This window comes from Paenibacillus sp. 01T431 (assembly GCF_056398625.1).
Genome location: NZ_JBFTPT010000003.1, coordinates 181459 through 198684, shown reverse-complemented (window position 1 = coordinate 198684; position 17226 = coordinate 181459). Strand labels below are relative to the sequence as shown.

19 protein-coding genes and 1 pseudogene are annotated in these 17226 nt (G+C 45.6%); 6 read left to right on the top strand and 14 right to left on the bottom strand.

What is annotated here, in order from left to right:
- Positions 1-14: 14 nt before the first annotated feature.
- Positions 15-824, bottom strand: a complete 810-nt coding sequence (gene racE / locus AC1DM9_RS05955) for a glutamate racemase (protein ID WP_477579315.1) — start codon at positions 822-824, stop codon at positions 15-17.
- Positions 825-1152: 328 nt separating this feature from the next.
- Here racE and AC1DM9_RS05950 point away from each other — a divergent pair, with 328 nt between their 5' ends.
- From AC1DM9_RS05950 to AC1DM9_RS05940, 3 genes are all read left to right on the top strand, one after another.
- The gene (locus tag AC1DM9_RS05950) at positions 1153-1959 is read left to right on the top strand and encodes an SDR family oxidoreductase (protein WP_477511284.1); all 807 of its coding nucleotides are present in this window, start codon (positions 1153-1155) and stop codon (positions 1957-1959) included.
- A gap of 48 nt (positions 1960-2007) precedes the next feature.
- Positions 2008-3753: an alpha-glycosidase gene (locus AC1DM9_RS05945; protein WP_477579060.1), complete on the top strand. Its 1746-nt coding sequence runs from the start codon at positions 2008-2010 to the stop codon at positions 3751-3753.
- Positions 3754-3923: 170 nt separating this feature from the next.
- Complete coding sequence (locus AC1DM9_RS05940; RefSeq protein ID WP_477579058.1) at positions 3924-5144, top strand: sugar phosphate nucleotidyltransferase; 1221 nt, start codon at positions 3924-3926, stop codon at positions 5142-5144.
- 134 nt (positions 5145-5278) lie between these two features.
- Here the strand turns inward: AC1DM9_RS05940 and AC1DM9_RS05935 are convergent, their stop codons facing one another.
- The 5 genes from AC1DM9_RS05935 to AC1DM9_RS05915 all read right to left on the bottom strand — a co-directional run bounded on the left by AC1DM9_RS05935 (position 5279) and on the right by AC1DM9_RS05915 (position 8106).
- Positions 5279-5695: a YtxH domain-containing protein gene (locus AC1DM9_RS05935; RefSeq protein ID WP_441880991.1), complete on the bottom strand. Its 417-nt coding sequence runs from the start codon at positions 5693-5695 to the stop codon at positions 5279-5281.
- A 51-nt stretch (positions 5696-5746) separates the two neighbouring features.
- The gene (locus AC1DM9_RS05930; protein ID WP_477579056.1) at positions 5747-6223 is read right to left on the bottom strand and encodes a DUF948 domain-containing protein; all 477 of its coding nucleotides are present in this window, start codon (positions 6221-6223) and stop codon (positions 5747-5749) included.
- Positions 6224-6439: 216 nt separating this feature from the next.
- The gene (locus AC1DM9_RS05925) at positions 6440-7096 is read right to left on the bottom strand and encodes a helix-turn-helix transcriptional regulator (protein ID WP_339209688.1); all 657 of its coding nucleotides are present in this window, start codon (positions 7094-7096) and stop codon (positions 6440-6442) included.
- Positions 7097-7246: 150 nt separating this feature from the next.
- Positions 7247-7666 carry a DUF86 domain-containing protein gene (locus AC1DM9_RS05920; protein WP_441881081.1) on the bottom strand — a complete coding sequence of 140 codons (420 nt, stop codon included), beginning with the start codon at positions 7664-7666 and terminating at the stop codon, positions 7247-7249.
- Positions 7667-7818: 152 nt separating this feature from the next.
- Positions 7819-8106, bottom strand: a complete 288-nt coding sequence (locus AC1DM9_RS05915; protein ID WP_076266783.1) for a Dabb family protein — start codon at positions 8104-8106, stop codon at positions 7819-7821.
- Positions 8107-8216: 110 nt separating this feature from the next.
- Between AC1DM9_RS05915 and AC1DM9_RS05910 the strand changes: the two genes are divergently transcribed.
- The gene (locus tag AC1DM9_RS05910) at positions 8217-8483 is read left to right on the top strand and encodes a hypothetical protein (RefSeq protein WP_339203605.1); all 267 of its coding nucleotides are present in this window, start codon (positions 8217-8219) and stop codon (positions 8481-8483) included.
- Positions 8484-8552: 69 nt separating this feature from the next.
- On the opposite strand, the gene AC1DM9_RS05905 is transcribed toward AC1DM9_RS05910, so the two are convergent.
- From AC1DM9_RS05905 to AC1DM9_RS05890, 4 genes are all read right to left on the bottom strand, one after another.
- A complete protein-coding gene (locus AC1DM9_RS05905) occupies positions 8553-8942 on the bottom strand; it encodes a cupredoxin domain-containing protein (RefSeq protein ID WP_441880990.1) in 390 nt (129 codons plus the stop codon).
- A gap of 135 nt (positions 8943-9077) precedes the next feature.
- Positions 9078-9479, bottom strand: a complete 402-nt coding sequence (locus AC1DM9_RS05900) for a YhjD family protein (RefSeq protein ID WP_477579053.1) — start codon at positions 9477-9479, stop codon at positions 9078-9080.
- Positions 9480-9718: 239 nt separating this feature from the next.
- Entirely contained in the window at positions 9719-9961 is a 243-nt protein-coding gene (locus tag AC1DM9_RS05895; RefSeq protein ID WP_477579051.1) for a hypothetical protein, read from the bottom strand.
- A 116-nt stretch (positions 9962-10077) separates the two neighbouring features.
- Entirely contained in the window at positions 10078-10653 is a 576-nt protein-coding gene (locus AC1DM9_RS05890; protein ID WP_477579049.1) for a GNAT family N-acetyltransferase, read from the bottom strand.
- Positions 10654-10782: 129 nt separating this feature from the next.
- Here AC1DM9_RS05890 and AC1DM9_RS05885 point away from each other — a divergent pair, with 129 nt between their 5' ends.
- Positions 10783-11454 (top strand): class I SAM-dependent methyltransferase, encoded by a 672-nt coding sequence (locus AC1DM9_RS05885; RefSeq protein ID WP_477579047.1) that lies wholly within the window; start codon positions 10783-10785, stop codon positions 11452-11454.
- A 52-nt stretch (positions 11455-11506) separates the two neighbouring features.
- Here AC1DM9_RS05885 and AC1DM9_RS05880 read toward each other — a convergent pair whose 3' ends face one another.
- Both AC1DM9_RS05880 and AC1DM9_RS05875 read right to left on the bottom strand, forming a co-directional pair.
- Entirely contained in the window at positions 11507-13075 is a 1569-nt protein-coding gene (locus AC1DM9_RS05880) for a sensor domain-containing diguanylate cyclase (protein WP_477579045.1), read from the bottom strand.
- Between the two features lie 80 nt (positions 13076-13155).
- Positions 13156-13461, bottom strand: coding sequence for an ArsR/SmtB family transcription factor (locus AC1DM9_RS05875; RefSeq protein ID WP_477579043.1), 306 nt, complete (start codon positions 13459-13461; stop codon positions 13156-13158).
- Between the two features lie 122 nt (positions 13462-13583).
- Here AC1DM9_RS05875 and AC1DM9_RS05870 point away from each other — a divergent pair, with 122 nt between their 5' ends.
- A complete protein-coding gene (locus AC1DM9_RS05870; protein ID WP_477511289.1) occupies positions 13584-14975 on the top strand; it encodes an MFS transporter in 1392 nt (463 codons plus the stop codon).
- A gap of 1 nt (position 14976) precedes the next feature.
- Here AC1DM9_RS05870 and AC1DM9_RS05865 read toward each other — a convergent pair.
- Together AC1DM9_RS05865 and AC1DM9_RS05860 are read right to left on the bottom strand one after the other, a co-directional pair.
- Positions 14977-15645: pseudogene (locus AC1DM9_RS05865) on the bottom strand (DNA alkylation repair protein).
- Positions 15646-15745: 100 nt separating this feature from the next.
- Positions 15746-17101: a hypothetical protein gene (locus AC1DM9_RS05860; RefSeq protein ID WP_477550030.1), complete on the bottom strand. Its 1356-nt coding sequence runs from the start codon at positions 17099-17101 to the stop codon at positions 15746-15748.
- Positions 17102-17226: the final 125 nt, after the last annotated feature.

Sequence of the window (17226 nt, the reverse complement as noted above, 5' to 3'; positions counted from 1 at the left end):
CAGTTTCTTATCATTTAAATGATATTGGGTATTTGCCAAACTACAGGCGTCAGTTCAATCTGCTTCCCAAGCCACTGCTGAGTAATGGATTGAAACATCCGCGGATCTCCGCTGCAAAAAAATTGATGCACCGGTTCCCTCTCCTCGCTCGCAAGCTGGTCATTGTTTTCCAAAATACTCCTGATCTCGCGTGTCGTCTCGTCCGCTGAGCTGATGAGATTCACGCTCTGACCCATCACCTCGGATATGGTTTCCGCTAGAAAAGGATAATGCGTGCAGCCAAGTATTAACGTATCCATTGGAAAAAGCCGCAAATGCCCAATGGAGCTCTGCACCGTTTCGTACGTTTCAAAGGAACGAAAATTCCCCTTTTCCACTAGCGGCACAAATCTCGGGCACGCTTCGCTTATCACTTGCACATTCGGCGACAACGTCTTTAAAGCTTGCTCATAAGCACCGCTTTTGATCGTTCCCTCTGTGCCGATGACACCAACATAACCCGTAGCTGTAAGGCCGATAGCTGCTCTTGCACCAGGATCAATGACGCCAACAACCGGGATCGCGACTCTTGAGCGAATGTCTTCAAGTCCGGCCGCTGTTGCTGTGTTACATGCTATAACAATCATTTTCGGATTAAACTGAATTAAGTAATCGACGATTTCCCTCGTAAAACGAACAATCTCTTCTGAAGAACGCGGTCCATAAGGCGTTCGAGCCGTGTCTCCAAAGTAAAGGATTTTTTCTCGCGGCAGTTGGCGCATAACTTCCTTGGCAACGGTGAGGCCGCCAACGCCTGAGTCCAGTATTGCAATCGGTTGCTGCACAAACACACCGCTTTCCTAAACATAATGTGATGAATAGAGACAAAATAGCATATGAATACAGGCACAAAAACGTACCAGTATCTTATCGACATTTCGGACAAGCGGTCTGAAATTTAAAATTGAAAGCTCAATGTAAATGACAAAGGACCGTCAATGACTACGTTACGTAGCATTGACAGTCCTTTTTTGGTTAATCCAGCAATAATGCAGAGGAATAAATGGGTGCAGCCTTTTGCATTCGGTTTAGATCATCTCGGATCGGGTACATACGTGTAGAAACAATGTGGAGCATTGCATTTGGATTGAAAACAAAAAGGAGGGCGTTCAGATGACAAAAGTGAAATATCCGATCGGCCGTTTACAAGAAAAGGTCGCTCTCATTACCGGGGCAGGCTCTGGTATTGGCAGGGCAGCAGCTTTGAAATTCGCGAAGGAAGGCGCCAATTTGGTTCTGCTTGATGTTAAAGAATCCGCCATGGAGCAGGTATGCCGCAGTGTTCGAGAATACAATGTCGACTGCCTGCCTATTGAAACTGATATTTCCAATGAAGCTCAGCTTGCAGACGCCTATCGACAAGCACGCGAGCATTATGGACACCTAGACATTGTATTTGCCAATGCAGGTATTAACGGTGTATTAACACCGATTGAACTGATGGATATCGAAGACTGGAATACGACGCTTCAAGTTAATCTCACCGGCACATTCCTGACTGTAAAACACGCTATTCCATTGTTAAAGGATAAAGGCGGAAGCATTATTATCACCAGCTCCATAAATGGTAATCGGGTGTTCTCGAATATCGGTTTCAGCGCCTACAGCAGCACGAAGGCTGGACAGGTCGCTTTTGCCAAGATGGCTGCTTTGGAGCTTGCCCAGTACAAAATTCGCGTGAATGCCATCTGCCCCGGAGCTATTGAGACGAATATCGAGCAAAATACAGAGCGTACGCCAGAGCTCGAGAGTGTGTCGATTCCCGTTGAATATCCAGATGGCAGCCAGCCGCTGGAAGATGGGCCTGGCAGCGCAGCTCAAGTGGCCAAGCTTGCATTATTCCTCGCATCTGATGATTCGGACCATGTCTCAGGTACCACTGTTTACATAGACGGAGCAGAATCCTTGCTGCGCGGATAGCAATTATTAAGAATAGATAGAAGACCATATGATAAGGGGCGAACGCCATTGTTTAAAGAATGTTTACATCATTCATCGGATCTGAAATGGGCATATGCATACGATCGTGATACTTTCCATCTTAGACTTCGCACCAAAAGAAATGACGTTGAAGAGGCTGTTGCGGTAACAGGAGATAAATACGATTGGGATCAGCATCATCATGATGTTCCGATGGAAAAAATAGCTGCCGATTCCCTCTTTGATTATTGGGAAGCTGCCATCAAGCCGGAGTTTCGGCGTTTTTCGTACGGCTTTCGTGTACGCAGCGGCGAAGAAACGTTATGGCTCATCGAGAATGGCATCTTTGAGGAGCAGCCCACCCCAGCTGGCGGATATTTTGAAATTCCTTTTATTCATACGGTCGATTTGTTTGATGCGCCTGAATGGGCAAAGGAAGCTGTTTTCTATCAAATTATGCCCGACCGCTTCGCAAATGGCGATACGGCCAACGACCCCGACCACATACAGCCCTGGGGTGAAGCGCCGAGCGGCGAAAGCCACTTTGGCGGCGATCTGCAAGGCATAATGGATAATCTCAAGCATCTGACGGACCTCGGAGTTACGGCGATTTATTTGACGCCTTTATTTACAGCACCGTCAAATCACAAATATGATACGGTCGATTATATGCAAATCGATCCGCAGTTCGGAGATGCCGAGCAGCTTAAGAAGCTGGTTAGCACTTGTCATGATCTAAATATCCGAGTTGTCTTGGATGCTGTCTTTAATCATACGAGCGAGCAGTTTCCACCTTTCCAAGACGTGCTGGCAAATGGAGAAAATTCGAAGTACAAGGATTGGTTTCATCTGAATGGCTTCCCTGTAGAGGTCAAAGACGGTGCAGCAAATTATGCTACGTTTGGATTTTATGGCAATATGCCGAAGCTGAATACCGCAAACCCAGAAGTAAAACAATTTTTGCTTGATGTTGCTGTGCACTGGATTAAGGAAGCAGATATCGACGGATGGCGGCTCGATGTTGCCAACGAAATTGATCATGCTTTCTGGCGGGATTTCCGTCATGCCGTTAAGGCTGAAAAGCCGGATGCTTTTATTATCGGCGAGGTATGGAGCAATGCGCTTAACTGGCTGCACGGCGATCAGTTTGACTCTTCGATGAATTACCCATTTGCGCAGCACATCTTGGATTTTTTTGCTTCCTCCGAAGGAAAAGCATCGGATTTCGCCGATCAAATCAACCGTTTACTTATGCGATATCCTCAGCAAACGAATGAGGCGATGTTCAACCTCCTATCCAGTCATGACACACCTCGTGCGTCAACTCGTTTAAATGAAGACAAGCAGCGTTTAAAGCAAGCCGTTGTATTCATGATGACTTCTATGGGTATCCCTTGCATCTATTATGGCGACGAGATTGGAATGGATGGCGGCGATGATCCGGACTGCCGCAAATGCATGGAATGGGATGCGGACAAACAGGACCGCGAGCTGTTTGATTTCTATCAGCTCCTCATTGCCCTACGCAAGCAGCATACCGTCCTTCGTGATGGACGATTCCGCTTCTTATTTGCAGATAACGAACGTGGCGCCTTCATTTATGAACGCTTAAACGCCAATCAACATTTCACCATCTGGATTAACAATACCGAAGAAACCGTTAAGCTTACGCATCCAATGGAGGCGGACGACTGGAAAGATGCGCTCTCGAATGAAGAAGTAACCACATTCGAAGAGCAGCTTCAGCTTGAGCTCAGTCCGCATGACTTCCGAATTTTGTATAGAAATATCTAATCATTTGAGGGCTTTTGCACCGTCTTTCTGGCGGAGCAAGAGCCCTTTTCACTTATCTATTTCCCCCTTTTTTTCTCCGTATCGGTTTCAAAGTCACCATGAAAGGTTAATGACTCCATATAAGAAACAGAGCCAACACTACTACACTTACTGGTCAGGGGGAAATTGAATTGAAGAACCATACTGAATGTATTGCTATGCTGTTAGCCGGTGGAGAAGGGCGGCGCCTAGCCCCGCTCACAAGTCAGTTTGCCAAACCTGTCGTACCTTTTGGCGATCGCTTCCGAATGATTGATTTTCCACTTAACAATTGTGCAAACTCAAATATTACTACGATTGGCGTGCTTACGCAGTACTGCGCCGAAAGCGTTCATAAATATGTAAATCAATCCACGAACGGCTATCAAACGGATCAAGCGAATAGCGGAGTAGCCTTCCTCCCTTCTTCAAGCAAATGTTTAGAGGGCTATGCAGGAACGGCCGATGCTATTTATCAGAACATCGACTTTATCGATGAGAAAGCTCCTGAGCATGTACTAATCCTCTCGGGCGACCACATTTACGAAATGGACTACAAGCCTATGCTTGAATTTCACAAAAATCGCGGTGCAGCCGTTACGATCGCCGTTAAACAAGTTCCTTGGCGCGAAGCAAGCCGCTTCGGCATTTTAGAAACTGATGAACAATTTCGGGTCAATTCCTTTCATGAGAAACCTTCGGATCCTCGCAGCAACTTAGCTTCCATGGGCATTTATTTATTCCGCTGGGCAGACTTGAAAAAAATACTCATTGAAGATGCTGCTTCGGAAGCGTCAACTCATGATTTTGGCAAAGATATTATTCCTGCTCTTCTTTCCTCCAAAACCAATATGATCGCTTATCCTTATAACGGCTACTGGCGGGATGTCGGCACAATCAACAGCCTATGGGAAGCCAACATGGATCTGCTGGATGGCGAGCTAAAGCTTGGCGCAACCAAGTGGACAGCTCAATCCGGAACAAACCAGTCTAGCGAAAAGCTTTACTTAAGCCCCGAAGCATCAATTACCGACTCCATCCTCCACCCCGCTTGCGCTGTGGAAGCAGAAGTAACACGCTCCATCATTTGCTCAGGCGTTACGATAGGCGTAAACAGCGAAATTTATGAGAGCATCATCATGCCGGGAGCCAGAATTGGAAGAAATGTTACGCTCCATCGCGCCATTATCGGTGAAGGTGCTATCATTCATGACGGCGCGTTCGTCGGTCGATTAGATGATGAAATTTCTGTAGTAGGGCCAGGTGAAGCCATTACCGCAACTTCACCATCGATGAACGACTACAATATGGAGCCGCTCGCAAGCTTGCTTCGTCCCGTATCCAATTACGTTCACAACCATATTGTTGGCTAACCCCTATCCATACACGTGAATAAAAAAACAAACGGCAGGAGACTTCGCTCCCTGCCGTTTGTTTTTTTGTATTATACGAGTGAACCATTTTACCTATTGCCTAATTTACGCATGTTGCAACTACCGCTAAGTCTCTATTGTTCCTTTGCTGTAGCAGCTTCTGTTTCTCCGGCTTCTACTGCTTCAATTGCGCTTGCTGCTTGCTCATTGCCCTCTTCTGTAAAAGCAATATCGCCACTAACCGCTTCTGTTTCCTCGGTACCCTTGTTGCGGCCTCTTACCGTGCTTACAACGCTGCTTGCCGCTTGTTTCGTACGATCGGCAATTTGAATCGCTTGGCCGCTGATCTGTTTAGCAATACGGCCCGTCGTATCGCCTACTTGACCTGCAACTCTAACCGTCGTTTCTCCAACCTTCTGCGCGCCTGTTGAAATATCCTGACGCAATTCCTTGCCCGGCTTCGGTGCTAGCAACAATGCAGCAATCGAGCCTACAACACCTCCAGCTAATGCGCCGAGAAAAAATCCTTTTGTTTGTTTACGTGTTGTCATTGTTTTTGCTCCTTTCGTGTTTAGCGTGCTCTTCGACCTTAGCACCTTGACTTAAGATTCCGATTCGAATACAGGTCCATGCTCATCTTCGGCAGTCGTTGCTGCCTTTCGGCTAGTTTGCCACAGCTGCCATGCCGCCATCCCTAGCTCTGCCCATTCAAGCGCCTCACCGACCTGCCGCTTCGTCTCGTGCCGCTTCGCATGCTGCTCAGCCGACTCCGATAATATAGACGTTACCCGCTCAACCGTCGATGTCGTGTGGGCAATTGCTCCGCCGACCTGCCCTGCCGCTTCAAATAGCTTGCTCATGGCTTGCAGCTGACGGTGTACCGCGCGAATCGCTTCCTCGGTCGGCTGCACAAGCCCGCCAATCTCAGCGGATAACTTACTGAGGTCCTGCCTCATAACCTCCGCTTCAGCCTGCACTTGCTTCACTCTGCTTAGCGCCGACCGCAAGGCAATGAGTATACCGCCAACTAGAATGACAAATGCTCCAGCAACTACCGCTGTGCTCCACATCATGACCATGCCTGCATCCCTCCTCCTCTATCAATTGCAGGATCATACGTATATGCTCCTAGACGAATGCCCACTTGCGTAATGACAGTATAAGCAGCATGGGCTTGTCATGACACAACCGAAATAAAAATGATAAAGCATCACTGCTTTTTCCACATTGGCAACAAAAAAAGGCTGCCTCAGCAAATCTTCTCCGATTTGCAAAGACAACCTCTATTTATTTCATTAACCGATATGGTAGCTGCACTTGCCGCCGCCCTTCGCTAAACATTCCGTTCGTTCAACAGGCACGTCAAGCAGCGATTTAAACAAGGAGAGCTCACATTTGCAAGCTTGCAAATATTTGCCGGCTACCTGAGCAATCGGACAATTATACTCATACAACATATAGCTGCCATCGCTTTGTGGTTCCACTTCAGCCATATATCCTCCAGCGTTCTGAATCGCTGCGAGCTCACTCACCTTCTGCTCTAAGCTCTTGCCCGCCATTCGCGGCTCATAACGCTCGAGCAGCTTGTTCTTGCGTCCATCAAACATCCGGTCAATAAGCGCTGCGGTATCCGGGTCATCAGCGAGCTCGCCCAGCAAGTCGAGTGCGAGCATATGATAATTTTTCGGGAAAAGCTCATCCGCCTCAGCTGTCAGCTCATACGCATGGAGCGGTCTGCCCATGGCTTGCCGCACCGATACGATATTCACGCTGCCTTCGCTCTCTAGTGCATACATATGCCGCCTGATTGCCATTTCCGTCAGTCCGAGCTCGCTTGACAAGGAACCAGCATTCAATCTGCCGCCTGTTTTCAGCAGCATCAATATGCGCTCTCGCGTGGAATGATCGCCGCGCGAAGCTGCCGTTATATCTGATGCACTTGCCGTTTTCATCCGCTTCAACCCTTCACCACCTTTGCAGGCTTGATAGCGTCATTGTAACGTATTTTTAGTTTTTCGTAAATCAAGCGTAAAACAATCATAAAGTCATAATCTATGCTTGCTCTGCAATCGTAATGGTTTACATGCAAATAGCAAAAACGCCTACAGCTCGCGTTCTAAATAATCATCAATCGATTGCTTAAAGGCAGGCAGCAGAGTAGTTAGCGTCTTCGTAAGCGGATGAAGCTCAGTTCTCGGCCAAACATAATAGTCCTGCACTAACGGCTTGCGAAGCTTCACCAGCTCCGTCAGCGTCGCCTGCATTTCAAGCGGAAACGCGCCTGCCTCGCCAGTAATATCGATGATGTCCTCATAGCTGCTCGCATCCCGCAAAATAAACCCGTCGATCAAGAAGCTACCAACATCTGTTACGGTTTCAATAGCCAGATGCAGCGCTCTTTCCTGCGCCAGCCCCTCCAGCACCGTTCCCTGCCAATTAGCGGCAAGCGAGTCCAGCGCCGAAGCAATTTCAGTAATCGAATTCAACCTTACCGCTATTTGTTCACGATTCACATAATACATCAATCAGTCGCCCGCTTTCAGCCTTGCTTCTTTTTTTTCCCTTTGCGTTTCAGCCACGCCACCATAATAATGCTGCTAAATATGATAACAAGCAAATAAGTAAATATTTCGTATACGTCCCTCATGTCGCTCATAACTGCTCAACCTGCCTCTCAGCTTTCAAAATCAACGCTGACGGAAGCTTCACGAACTTGCATCATGTGTTCAATTACTTTTTTATGTACAGGATGCACTTGATACACTTCTAGCGCTTCCAAAGATTCGAACTTCGTAATAAGAGCGATATCGTAAGAACGCTCCGAATGCACAACGTCCACGCCAACCTCAATCGACTTTAATACTTCGATTTGCCCTTCCATATCCCTAAGCACTTGTGCGGTACGCGCTACGCTCTCTGCGCTGCCATCTTTTAATTTGAAAAATACGATATGAGTAAGCATTATTTAGTTCCTCCTCTAATATTGACGCATAACTTTTGTCTATTTGTCACATAATAACCTATGCAGTCGCATTACGGCAATCTTTAACACGAAGGGGCACGGTGTACGTTATGCGCTATCCGGTTACAATTGTTGCAACAGTTATTGGACTAGCTATCTGCTTGTTCAACTCCACGGGTTACGACCCGCACAATCTTGTTTTCTTCATGTTTAGCATTCCCGCTTGGGTCGTTGATTTATTTGTTGACGTGCACGAGGTTAACGTCTTGCTCATGTATGTGCTTACTGTTGCTACATGGGCGCTGCTTGGCTTTCTCGCCGACGTTCTAATCGTACGCAGTCGTGATAAAGAGCATCATCCTCGTTCAGCACGATAGCTTTATTTTAGGCAAAAAGGAGCCTTTCGGCTCCTTTCTCATTTCTACAGCACATGAATCAATTACGCACTAGGCTGCTTCAACCACTAAAGTCGATTCCATCGTTGTATGTCCTTGACCGCATGGAATGGAACAATAGATTCTGTAAGTACCTGGCTCTTTAAATTCCAAATCTGTTTCCGGGTGATCGTTATCCAAAGCTACTTGAAGCTCGTCAATATGCATCCCGTGGATACCGCTTTTGTTGGAAAGTTTTAGTCTAACTTTGTCTCCAACTTTAACTTTGTACTCTTTTTGATCAAATACAAAATCGTTGGACGCTACAACCTTCAATAAAGTCATGCCCTCTGGCAACGAGGCAGACTCATCAACCGGCTTAGCTGGCAGTGCGAATGTGAGCAAATATAAGCCCAGCAAAGACGCCGCTGCGAATACAGTAAACATAATCCACTTATGCATTGCTATGTGCTCCCCTTTGCGATCATAATGTCTACCTCTTATATTACATAAGATCGTCCGAAGTTCTCAACCTTAAACTACGGAAAGCTGAAAAGTTTTTTTGTTATTTTGACAAAACCATGAACAATTACAAAATTAGCTGGACAAATACTGTTTTAACACCCGTTCAGACTCCGCTTTTACAAAGCCCCAGAGCATAAAAAAACGATGATGGTACCCTCTGCACACATATTCGGCATGCAAACCATCGGCTTCGCGCTTCTCCTCATACACCTTTATTCCTGTTTCGCGGAATTTCCTTCTAATTCCAGCGAGGTCAAGCAGCACCCGATCCTGCATGCCGCGCATCATCGATTCATAAAACCGCGGCAGTTTAATGGCTGAAGTGCCGATCACACGTATATCATGATCCAAAATACGCATAACAATGCCAAGCAAAACGTAATGCTTCACCAGCACAAGCTCTTCCTCGGTCTGTATCGGTGGATTAGCTGCCATTCTGACTTTTCCGCGGGCTTCTTCCTCTTTAGCGGCCATTGCCACCCCTCCAAATAAGAACGTTTGTTCTTATTATAGCGAGGAGCGAGGATTTGATGCAAGTTAATTTACTATTACCCAAAAGTTAACTTTTAATCCTGCTTGGCACGACTGTTTGTGAGTCATTGATTCGTATCCGTTGCATGACATAGGCATAAATCAATTTTTACCAAACCCAATGTAATGCAACATGCTTTCATTATGTACGTCTTCATATTACCATAGTAAAATCACGAAATTCAAAGGCAGCTAACCTGCTTCTCCCAAACCAAACAACCCCTATAAATACAAAAGGAACCATCGCTGTAATTCGCGTGATTCCTTCGGTGTTTCTTATTCAGCTTCGCCTGCTTCTCCTGCAAAGTAGGTGTACGTTTGATCGTTGGATTGACGCCCAGCCAGCTGCCCCGCAGTGCATCCGGCGTCATGCGCCCTTGCTGCGCCAGCTTCTGCCTTGCTTTTCTCGCCTTGCTAATAGACATTAGTAATGCCTCCCAAAAAAAGTATTATAAAGCAGCACCGCCGAGCAAGTATACATTTAGCTTCCTGCGGCTCGCTTCCTCCTATTATACGATGAAAACGTCCTTTGCGAAAGACGCTAACGTGCGTGCAATAATTCAAACTCCTTGCGCAGCATCGTAAATACAAGCAGCTCAATAAAATTCCCATCCTCAAACTCAAATTCCCTTGGCTGACTATCCTGTTTGAAACCGAGCTTACAGAGCAAGTTGATCGATGCAGTGTTTGACGGATCTACCTTTGCCTCGATGCAATGCAGCTTCATGCTGTTGAAGCCAAAAGCGATAATGGGAGCCGCTACCTCACTCATAATCCCTTTCCGCCAGTAGCTTGGAGATAGATCATAACCTAAATCCGTACGCGCATGCTCCTTCAAATAATGTAAAAACCCACAGGTGCCGATTACTTTACCCGAGCTCTTCTCTTCAATTATCCATCTGATGCCTATTTGTAGAGTGTAAATCTCCAAATGCCAATTCATTTCCTGCCATGCCTCGTCTTCTGCCGAGAAAGGCAGCAGCGGTGTATATTTGACAACATCATCATTGGAATAGAGCTCAAACAATTCATGCACATCCCGCTGCTCTGTTTTTCGCAAAATAAAACGATCCGTCTCTATTCGCGGAAACGTCTGAAATGAGAATGACGCACCCATCTATTCAACCCCTTTTCCCATCATACAAACACGTAAAATACATAATCTTCCCCTTGCATCATAAGCTTGAAAAATGAGCCTTGCATGTGAACTTGCCATATAATCACGTTTGCGGGAGGAAAATAATGCATGTTAAATCCAAATGAACACAGCCGCGAAGAAGCACGCTTCTTCACATCGACTGATCCGAGGATAGATACGCTTATCTATCCTTTGCCTGAAACCTGGTGGAGCCGTCCCTATGAGTATGAATGGTGCCGAACGCTCATTTCACCAAATGATATCGTACTGGATGCAGCCTGCGGCATTTCGCACCCATTAAAATTTTATTTGGGCGGCGTTTGCAAGGAAGTGCATGCTTGCGATTTCGATGCGCGCATTAGCTCGTGGGAGGCTATTTCTCAGGAAGTTATTCAGGACGTAGGACAGCCAGCTCTCCAGTTAATAACCAACCACCAGGGTTGGTCCAAGGTTCAATATGCTCAGGCAAGTATAACTGACCTTCCTTATGAGGATAATTATTTTGACATCATCTTCTGTATTTCTGTGCTTGAGCATCTAAGACATGTAGATCAGGACCTCAGCTTAAAAGAATTCGCAAGAACAGTGAAACCAGGAGGCCAGATCGCGCTAACCTTCGATTATCCGACCGTTGACTTGCAGCAGCTCAAACGCGCCGCCGAATCCGCAGGACTCACATATGGCGGCGAATTTGAGGCGACGCCCAGCTCTACTGCAATTAGTTCAAATATGTGGGGAACGTTATATTGCTTTAGAGTACTGTTAAACAAACCAGTATGATTTTCTATTTAGGATGAATGGCGTATGGAGCAGAGCAGCCTTAACCGAACAACTAATCCTCTCGTCCGCTTAATGGCTTATTGTCGTAAACCGTTGTTCGGTTTCTGCCTGTTTCCTTCGAGCGATAAAGCGCTTGATCCGCCATTTCAATTATTTCCTTCGCATCCTTCGCCTTCCCACTCGACATTGAAATGCCGATTGAAACGTAGATTGGACTGCCAGTCGGACTCGCGCCAGCAGCGATTCCTTCTCTAAGCCGCTCCGCAATATTGGTTGCCGTAGGAATGCTTCCTAGCTTAACCAGTATGCCAAACTCTTCACCGCCGTAGCGGAAGCTAAGATCGTGACTTCTGGAAAATGCTTTTATTTGCGCAGCTGTATAGATTAATACTTCATCTCCTATAAGATGCCCGTGCTGATCGTTAATTTTTTTGAAATGGTCAACATCCAGCAGTATAAGCGCAAACGGTATATCCTCGGCAATCCACTCCTGAATGGTCAAATCAAATGTTTTCCTATTCGCAAGTCCCGTAAGCCCATCCAATCGAATTTCCTTGTTCAGTAAATTAAAATGGTTATTTATACTTTGATTAAGCTGTCTCACTTCATAGATGTAAGAATTTGTTTTGGGCATTTTGGAACGTATCGCCTTTGTTGATAAAATCGCTTCCTCTGAGAAAGCAGCTAGTTCAAATAGAGGCTTCGATATTAAATGGGAAACATACCACGCAAGCAGCAGGATTACGATAAATAACGGGAGAAATTGCAGCAGTATACTCCATATCAATTCATTTAACGGCTTATCAATAATTGAAGCAGGCGTTTGTGCTACGATGGCCCAACCGGTTATCGACTCGTTCGCATAACCCGCAAAATAACGATTCTGCTTTGAATTAACGATCTCCTGCGATCCGCTATGGCCAGCTAACGCCTTATTAATAACCTCATTTGAAGCAATTATTTCATTAATTCGCTGATGGTCCGGATGGAAAATAAGGCGGCCTTGCTTATCTGCTACGTAGACGTAAGATCCGTTTCCGTAAAAATGTTCGTTGAGCAATTTGCTAAGCGCGTTGCTCTCGCTCAAATAAATGGTTCCAGCTACAAAACCTTCATATTCGCCATGTTCATTGAATATGGGTGAAGAAATTAGCATAAGAAGCTGGTTCGTTGTTGTCCCCACATAAGGCTCTGAAATAAGCGGTCTTTTCTGTTCAACCGCTTGCTTCGATGCATAAGAGTTCAGCACTGCCCCTGCCTTGACTCCTCCGCTTGAAAAACTAGATAACATCACTTTACGATTGGAATCCACAATGATAATCGCATTAAAATATTGCTCATTCGCATCGTACCAGCTATCCAATTCCTTTTGCGATATATTTTGTATACCTGCTCTTGCAGCTATGGCATCAACATTGTTCCCAATAATATCCAATAATTCTTTCGTATTAGAGGACAGCTTTTGCGCATATTGATAATTGCTTTCCAAATAACCCGACGTTAGTGAAGTCTTATTTGTCGTCCATGCAAAATAACCGCCGATGATGGCGGTTAAGATAACAGAGCCGATTACGAACAGTCCCAAGACGAATCGAAGTTTTAAGCCTTTGCGTGTACCCACAGTTGTTCCTTCTCTCGTTGCCAAAGTACAGCCTTATTTTAGCGTATATGGGCGAGAAAAGAAATAGTCCTTACTTTCGTCTATACAGAAGCCGGTTGAAGAATGGCCGTTAACAGGCCTGGAAAGCGAGCATCCAGATCCTCTGTGCGCAGCGTCAAAAAATGCTGGGTGCCTTGCTTTCTAACATTCACTATACCCGCTTCACGCAATGTACGGAAATGATGCGTCATTGTAGACTTTACGACAGGAAGATCAAAGTGGCCGCAGGACTGCTCGCCATGCTTAACAATAGCGACAACAATGCTAAACCGAATAGGATCACTTAATGCATATAAAACAGAAGTAAGCTCAATATCCTCACGATTGGGATGGAATAATATTTTCAAAGGCATTCGCACCTCTCTCATTAAGTACTTATTGCATTATACCATAGCTCATGCTATATTTTCATTGTACGATAATATTCGTACAATGAAAATAGATAAAGAGACAACTTTGGAGGTTCTATATGAGAAACAGTGCCGCTGTTACTGTCCCACCCGTATTCACCGAGGAGCGGCCCGCCTTTAGAGACGGTCTCGTTATCCCGCTGCTAGGTTTAACCGTAATTATTGTGATCATGAATACGATGATGTTTAATCTGGCCTTGCCCCAAGTAACGGCTCAGTTTATGCTATCCCCATCGGCAGCTTCATGGATCATAACGGGTTATTCCATTATATTTGCCATTTCATCGATTACCTTCAGCAGACTCTCTGACTTTGTTCCGATTCGTCTGCTGCTCACGATTGGCTTAATCGCCATGGGCGGCGCATCTGTGCTTGGTTATTTTAGTCATCATTATGTACTGCTGCTTGTCGCGCGCCTGATTCAAGCTTGCGGAGCGGGCTCCGTCCTTAGTTTAACCATCGTGCTCATTACACGATTCATTCCACTTGCTCGCCGGGGCAAATCCATGGCACTTATTACTTCGGCTGCGTCACTCGGCCTTGGTCTAGGCCCCGTCATCGGCGGTGCTATAACACAATATTTAGGCTGGAACGATCTGTTTATCGTTACCGGAATCTCACTTTTACTCATTCCTGTGTTTTATCGACTGCTGCCGGTTGAACCATCGAACAAGGGGTCCTTCGATATTCTCGGTGCCGCGCTTGTCGGAATTGGCTCCACAGGAGTTCTGCTCTATATTACGAACCATTTCTTAATTGCTCTTATTGGCGGAATACTTGCACTAATCTTATTCTGGATACGGATTAATCGTGCAGTAAATCCTTTTGTTCAGCCTACTCTGTTCCGCAATAAAAGGTATATTCGTCTGATTACACTTGGTGTCGTATCTTACATTAACAATTTTTCTACACTTTTTCTGCTGCCTCAGGTGCTGATTCACCTGTTCAAGCTGACACCAGGTCAAGCAGGTCTCATTATTTTTCCGGGAGCCATTGTAGCTATGCTTTCCTCCAATCGCATTGGAAAAATCATTGATCAACACGGCAACAGCTTGCTGCTTCGACTAACTCCTTGCTTTCTCTTGCTCGCTGCTGTTTCCTTCGCCTTGTTCGCGGATCAATCCATCTACGTTGTCATGGCAATTTATATCGTGATGAGCGTTAGTTTCTCCGCGTTAAACTCGGGCGTTTCGAACGAGCTGTCAAGAATTTTACCAAGTGAGCATGTAGGTGCTGGAATGGGCTTATTCCAGCTGTCGCAATTCATTAGCGGTGCTTTCAGCGTAGCGATTAGCGGTATCGTTCTCGCGGCACAAAGCAATGTTCCGCTTGGCCGCGCATTTTCAAATATATTTTGGGGAATGGGCGTCATTGCCGCCTTCGCCATTGCAGCATCGTGGCTGTACTATTTCTCTTCAAAGCAGCAGCTTGATGAGTCAAATCGACGTTAAGCTAAACGATATGCTTTAACGCCTCCTTCTTGCTAAGCGGCGAGAGCGGCGTTTCTTCTACAAACCGATGCACACAGGCTGCATCGGTTTTTGCATATTCTCTAAGCGCCCAGCCGATCGCTTTGCGAATGAAAAACTCGCTTTCGTCCTTCGTGCGGCGTATGTAGTCAAATAACCGATCTGTATCCGTATCATGCTTGTACCTAAGCTGAAACAACAAAGCAGTTCTCCGGAGCCACATCTGATCTGAATCGATCCAGCGCTCCGTATACTCCGCTGTTAATTCCGGATATTTCGAGAGCTGACTGCCGACTAAATGCGCTGCCAGAAAATCAACGGTATCCCACCAAGAATGGGTCGTTACCCACCGCTCCAGCCTGTCGATATGTGAAGGCTCGGCCTCTTTGCTGTATCTTTCCATCAAACCCATCGCCACATAATGGAACTCTCGCTCGTTCAGCTGCCATAGCTGCTCTGCCGTTTGCAGCAGCTCCTCGCCCTTTGGCTTTTCATTTTACTTCCAAAACTCGCGCAGCAGCTGCGTTCGCTCTGGAGTCTTTAGGCCAAGAAAAATAAATTGGCCGCGCATGTAAGCCTCCATAGGCTGAGCCGTCTCCGGATTGGCGTGCTTCCTGAACTTTGCTTCCAAAGCATGCGCAATTGCAGTCATCAAATACCAGCTCCTTTTCTTGAACGATAACACAAAGCAGCCCTAACCATCAATGATGGTCAGGGCTGCTTCATCGTAACTATTTTGCCAAATAATCTTATTAAGCCGCTTCGTTATGCAAATATCTAAAGAATGGCTTATCTACCCAAAATTGAGTAGGCGTAATGTTGACATTAGGATCAATGGCTTTAAATCCTGCAACGACCTTCGCAGAATCCTCATTAAGCGAGAACGGGTTTACTGTATAAGGGCTGTCTGGATCTGTAATAAAATTGTTCGTTATAATTTCATAATCCTTCAGTGCAGTTTGTGAGTAGTAAAGCGGCTGCCACCATGAAGCAACGATAAGTCCTGCTTGGTCCTCTTCATCTTTCTTCGCATAAGCTAGAACAACATCTTGGAAAGCTGCTTTATCTGCCGCAGTTGCAAATTCAAATTCAAGGTCATACTCTTTGGAATACGAAATATAGTTGCCATTTGCAATTTTAACTACGTTTGGACCAGGGTTGCCCCATTCTGCTAGAAAAATAAATGCGGATGTTTTTGGCTCAAATTGCACTTTCGCATTTAGGCCTTCACTGCGAAGCAAACCAATAAGCTGAATCGCATGATTAAAATCGGAATGACCGTAAATCAGAGACAAAGAATCGATGAAGTTAGCATTGAAACGGGAGTCCTTGATGTTGTAGCCTGTGATCAAGCTTTGCTCCAAAGCAGTATTTACCAGCTTTTGCAGCTTTGGCGCATCGATAATATCAGAAGTTTCGTAAGCGCTGCTTAGCTTTTGGAAAATATCGTTGTCGTTAACATAACCGATATACTTTTTGTAAAGACCTTTTGTAATAAGCACTTTACCAAGCAGCGTGTGGATCAATTGATCGCTTGCTGCATTTTTTGGTTTGAAGCCTGTGTAAAATTCAGCTGGCAGCAAGCCAGTATCTACTGCTGCTGCAACTTCTTGCGCACCTTTTGTGCCAAGCACGCTGCTTTTAACGTTCAGCTTCGTTAGTACTTTGTTTACTTTAACAGCCGGGTATGTATAAGCAAGCTCCTTCAAATCTGCTGCTCTTACCGCAATGGAAATCGCTACAGCGCTTGTAAGCACTTGATCGCCTTGAATGGCCGGGCCAGACAAAATGCCTTTCTCATACAAAGCCGCCGCTGCCGGATAAAGCTTGTTATCTGACTTTACATCGGAGAAAGTGACCTCTTTGCCTGATGGCTCGTAACCAAGAATATCAGCTACTGCTTCAATGAATTCACCCTTCGTCACTTTGCTGGAGAGGCTGACATTAAATTTTTCTTTCAAAAACTGCTTATACTGCGCTGCGCCATCTTCCTTTAATGCCGCTGCTTCAGACGGAGCCGCAAAGGCTGCTGATTGTGTAAAGATAACAGAGAAAGATAAGAGGAGTGCTACTAGCAGTTTTGTGTATGATGCTTTTGTGTTTTTCATGAACATTGCCTCCATGTTTCTAATTCCGATGTTTTTAATCGGGTATGTGTAATGTTCCATAGTATACCAGCTAAAAAATGAAAGTGTCAATAAATATATTTTATTTATTAAGTTTTTCTTTGCTC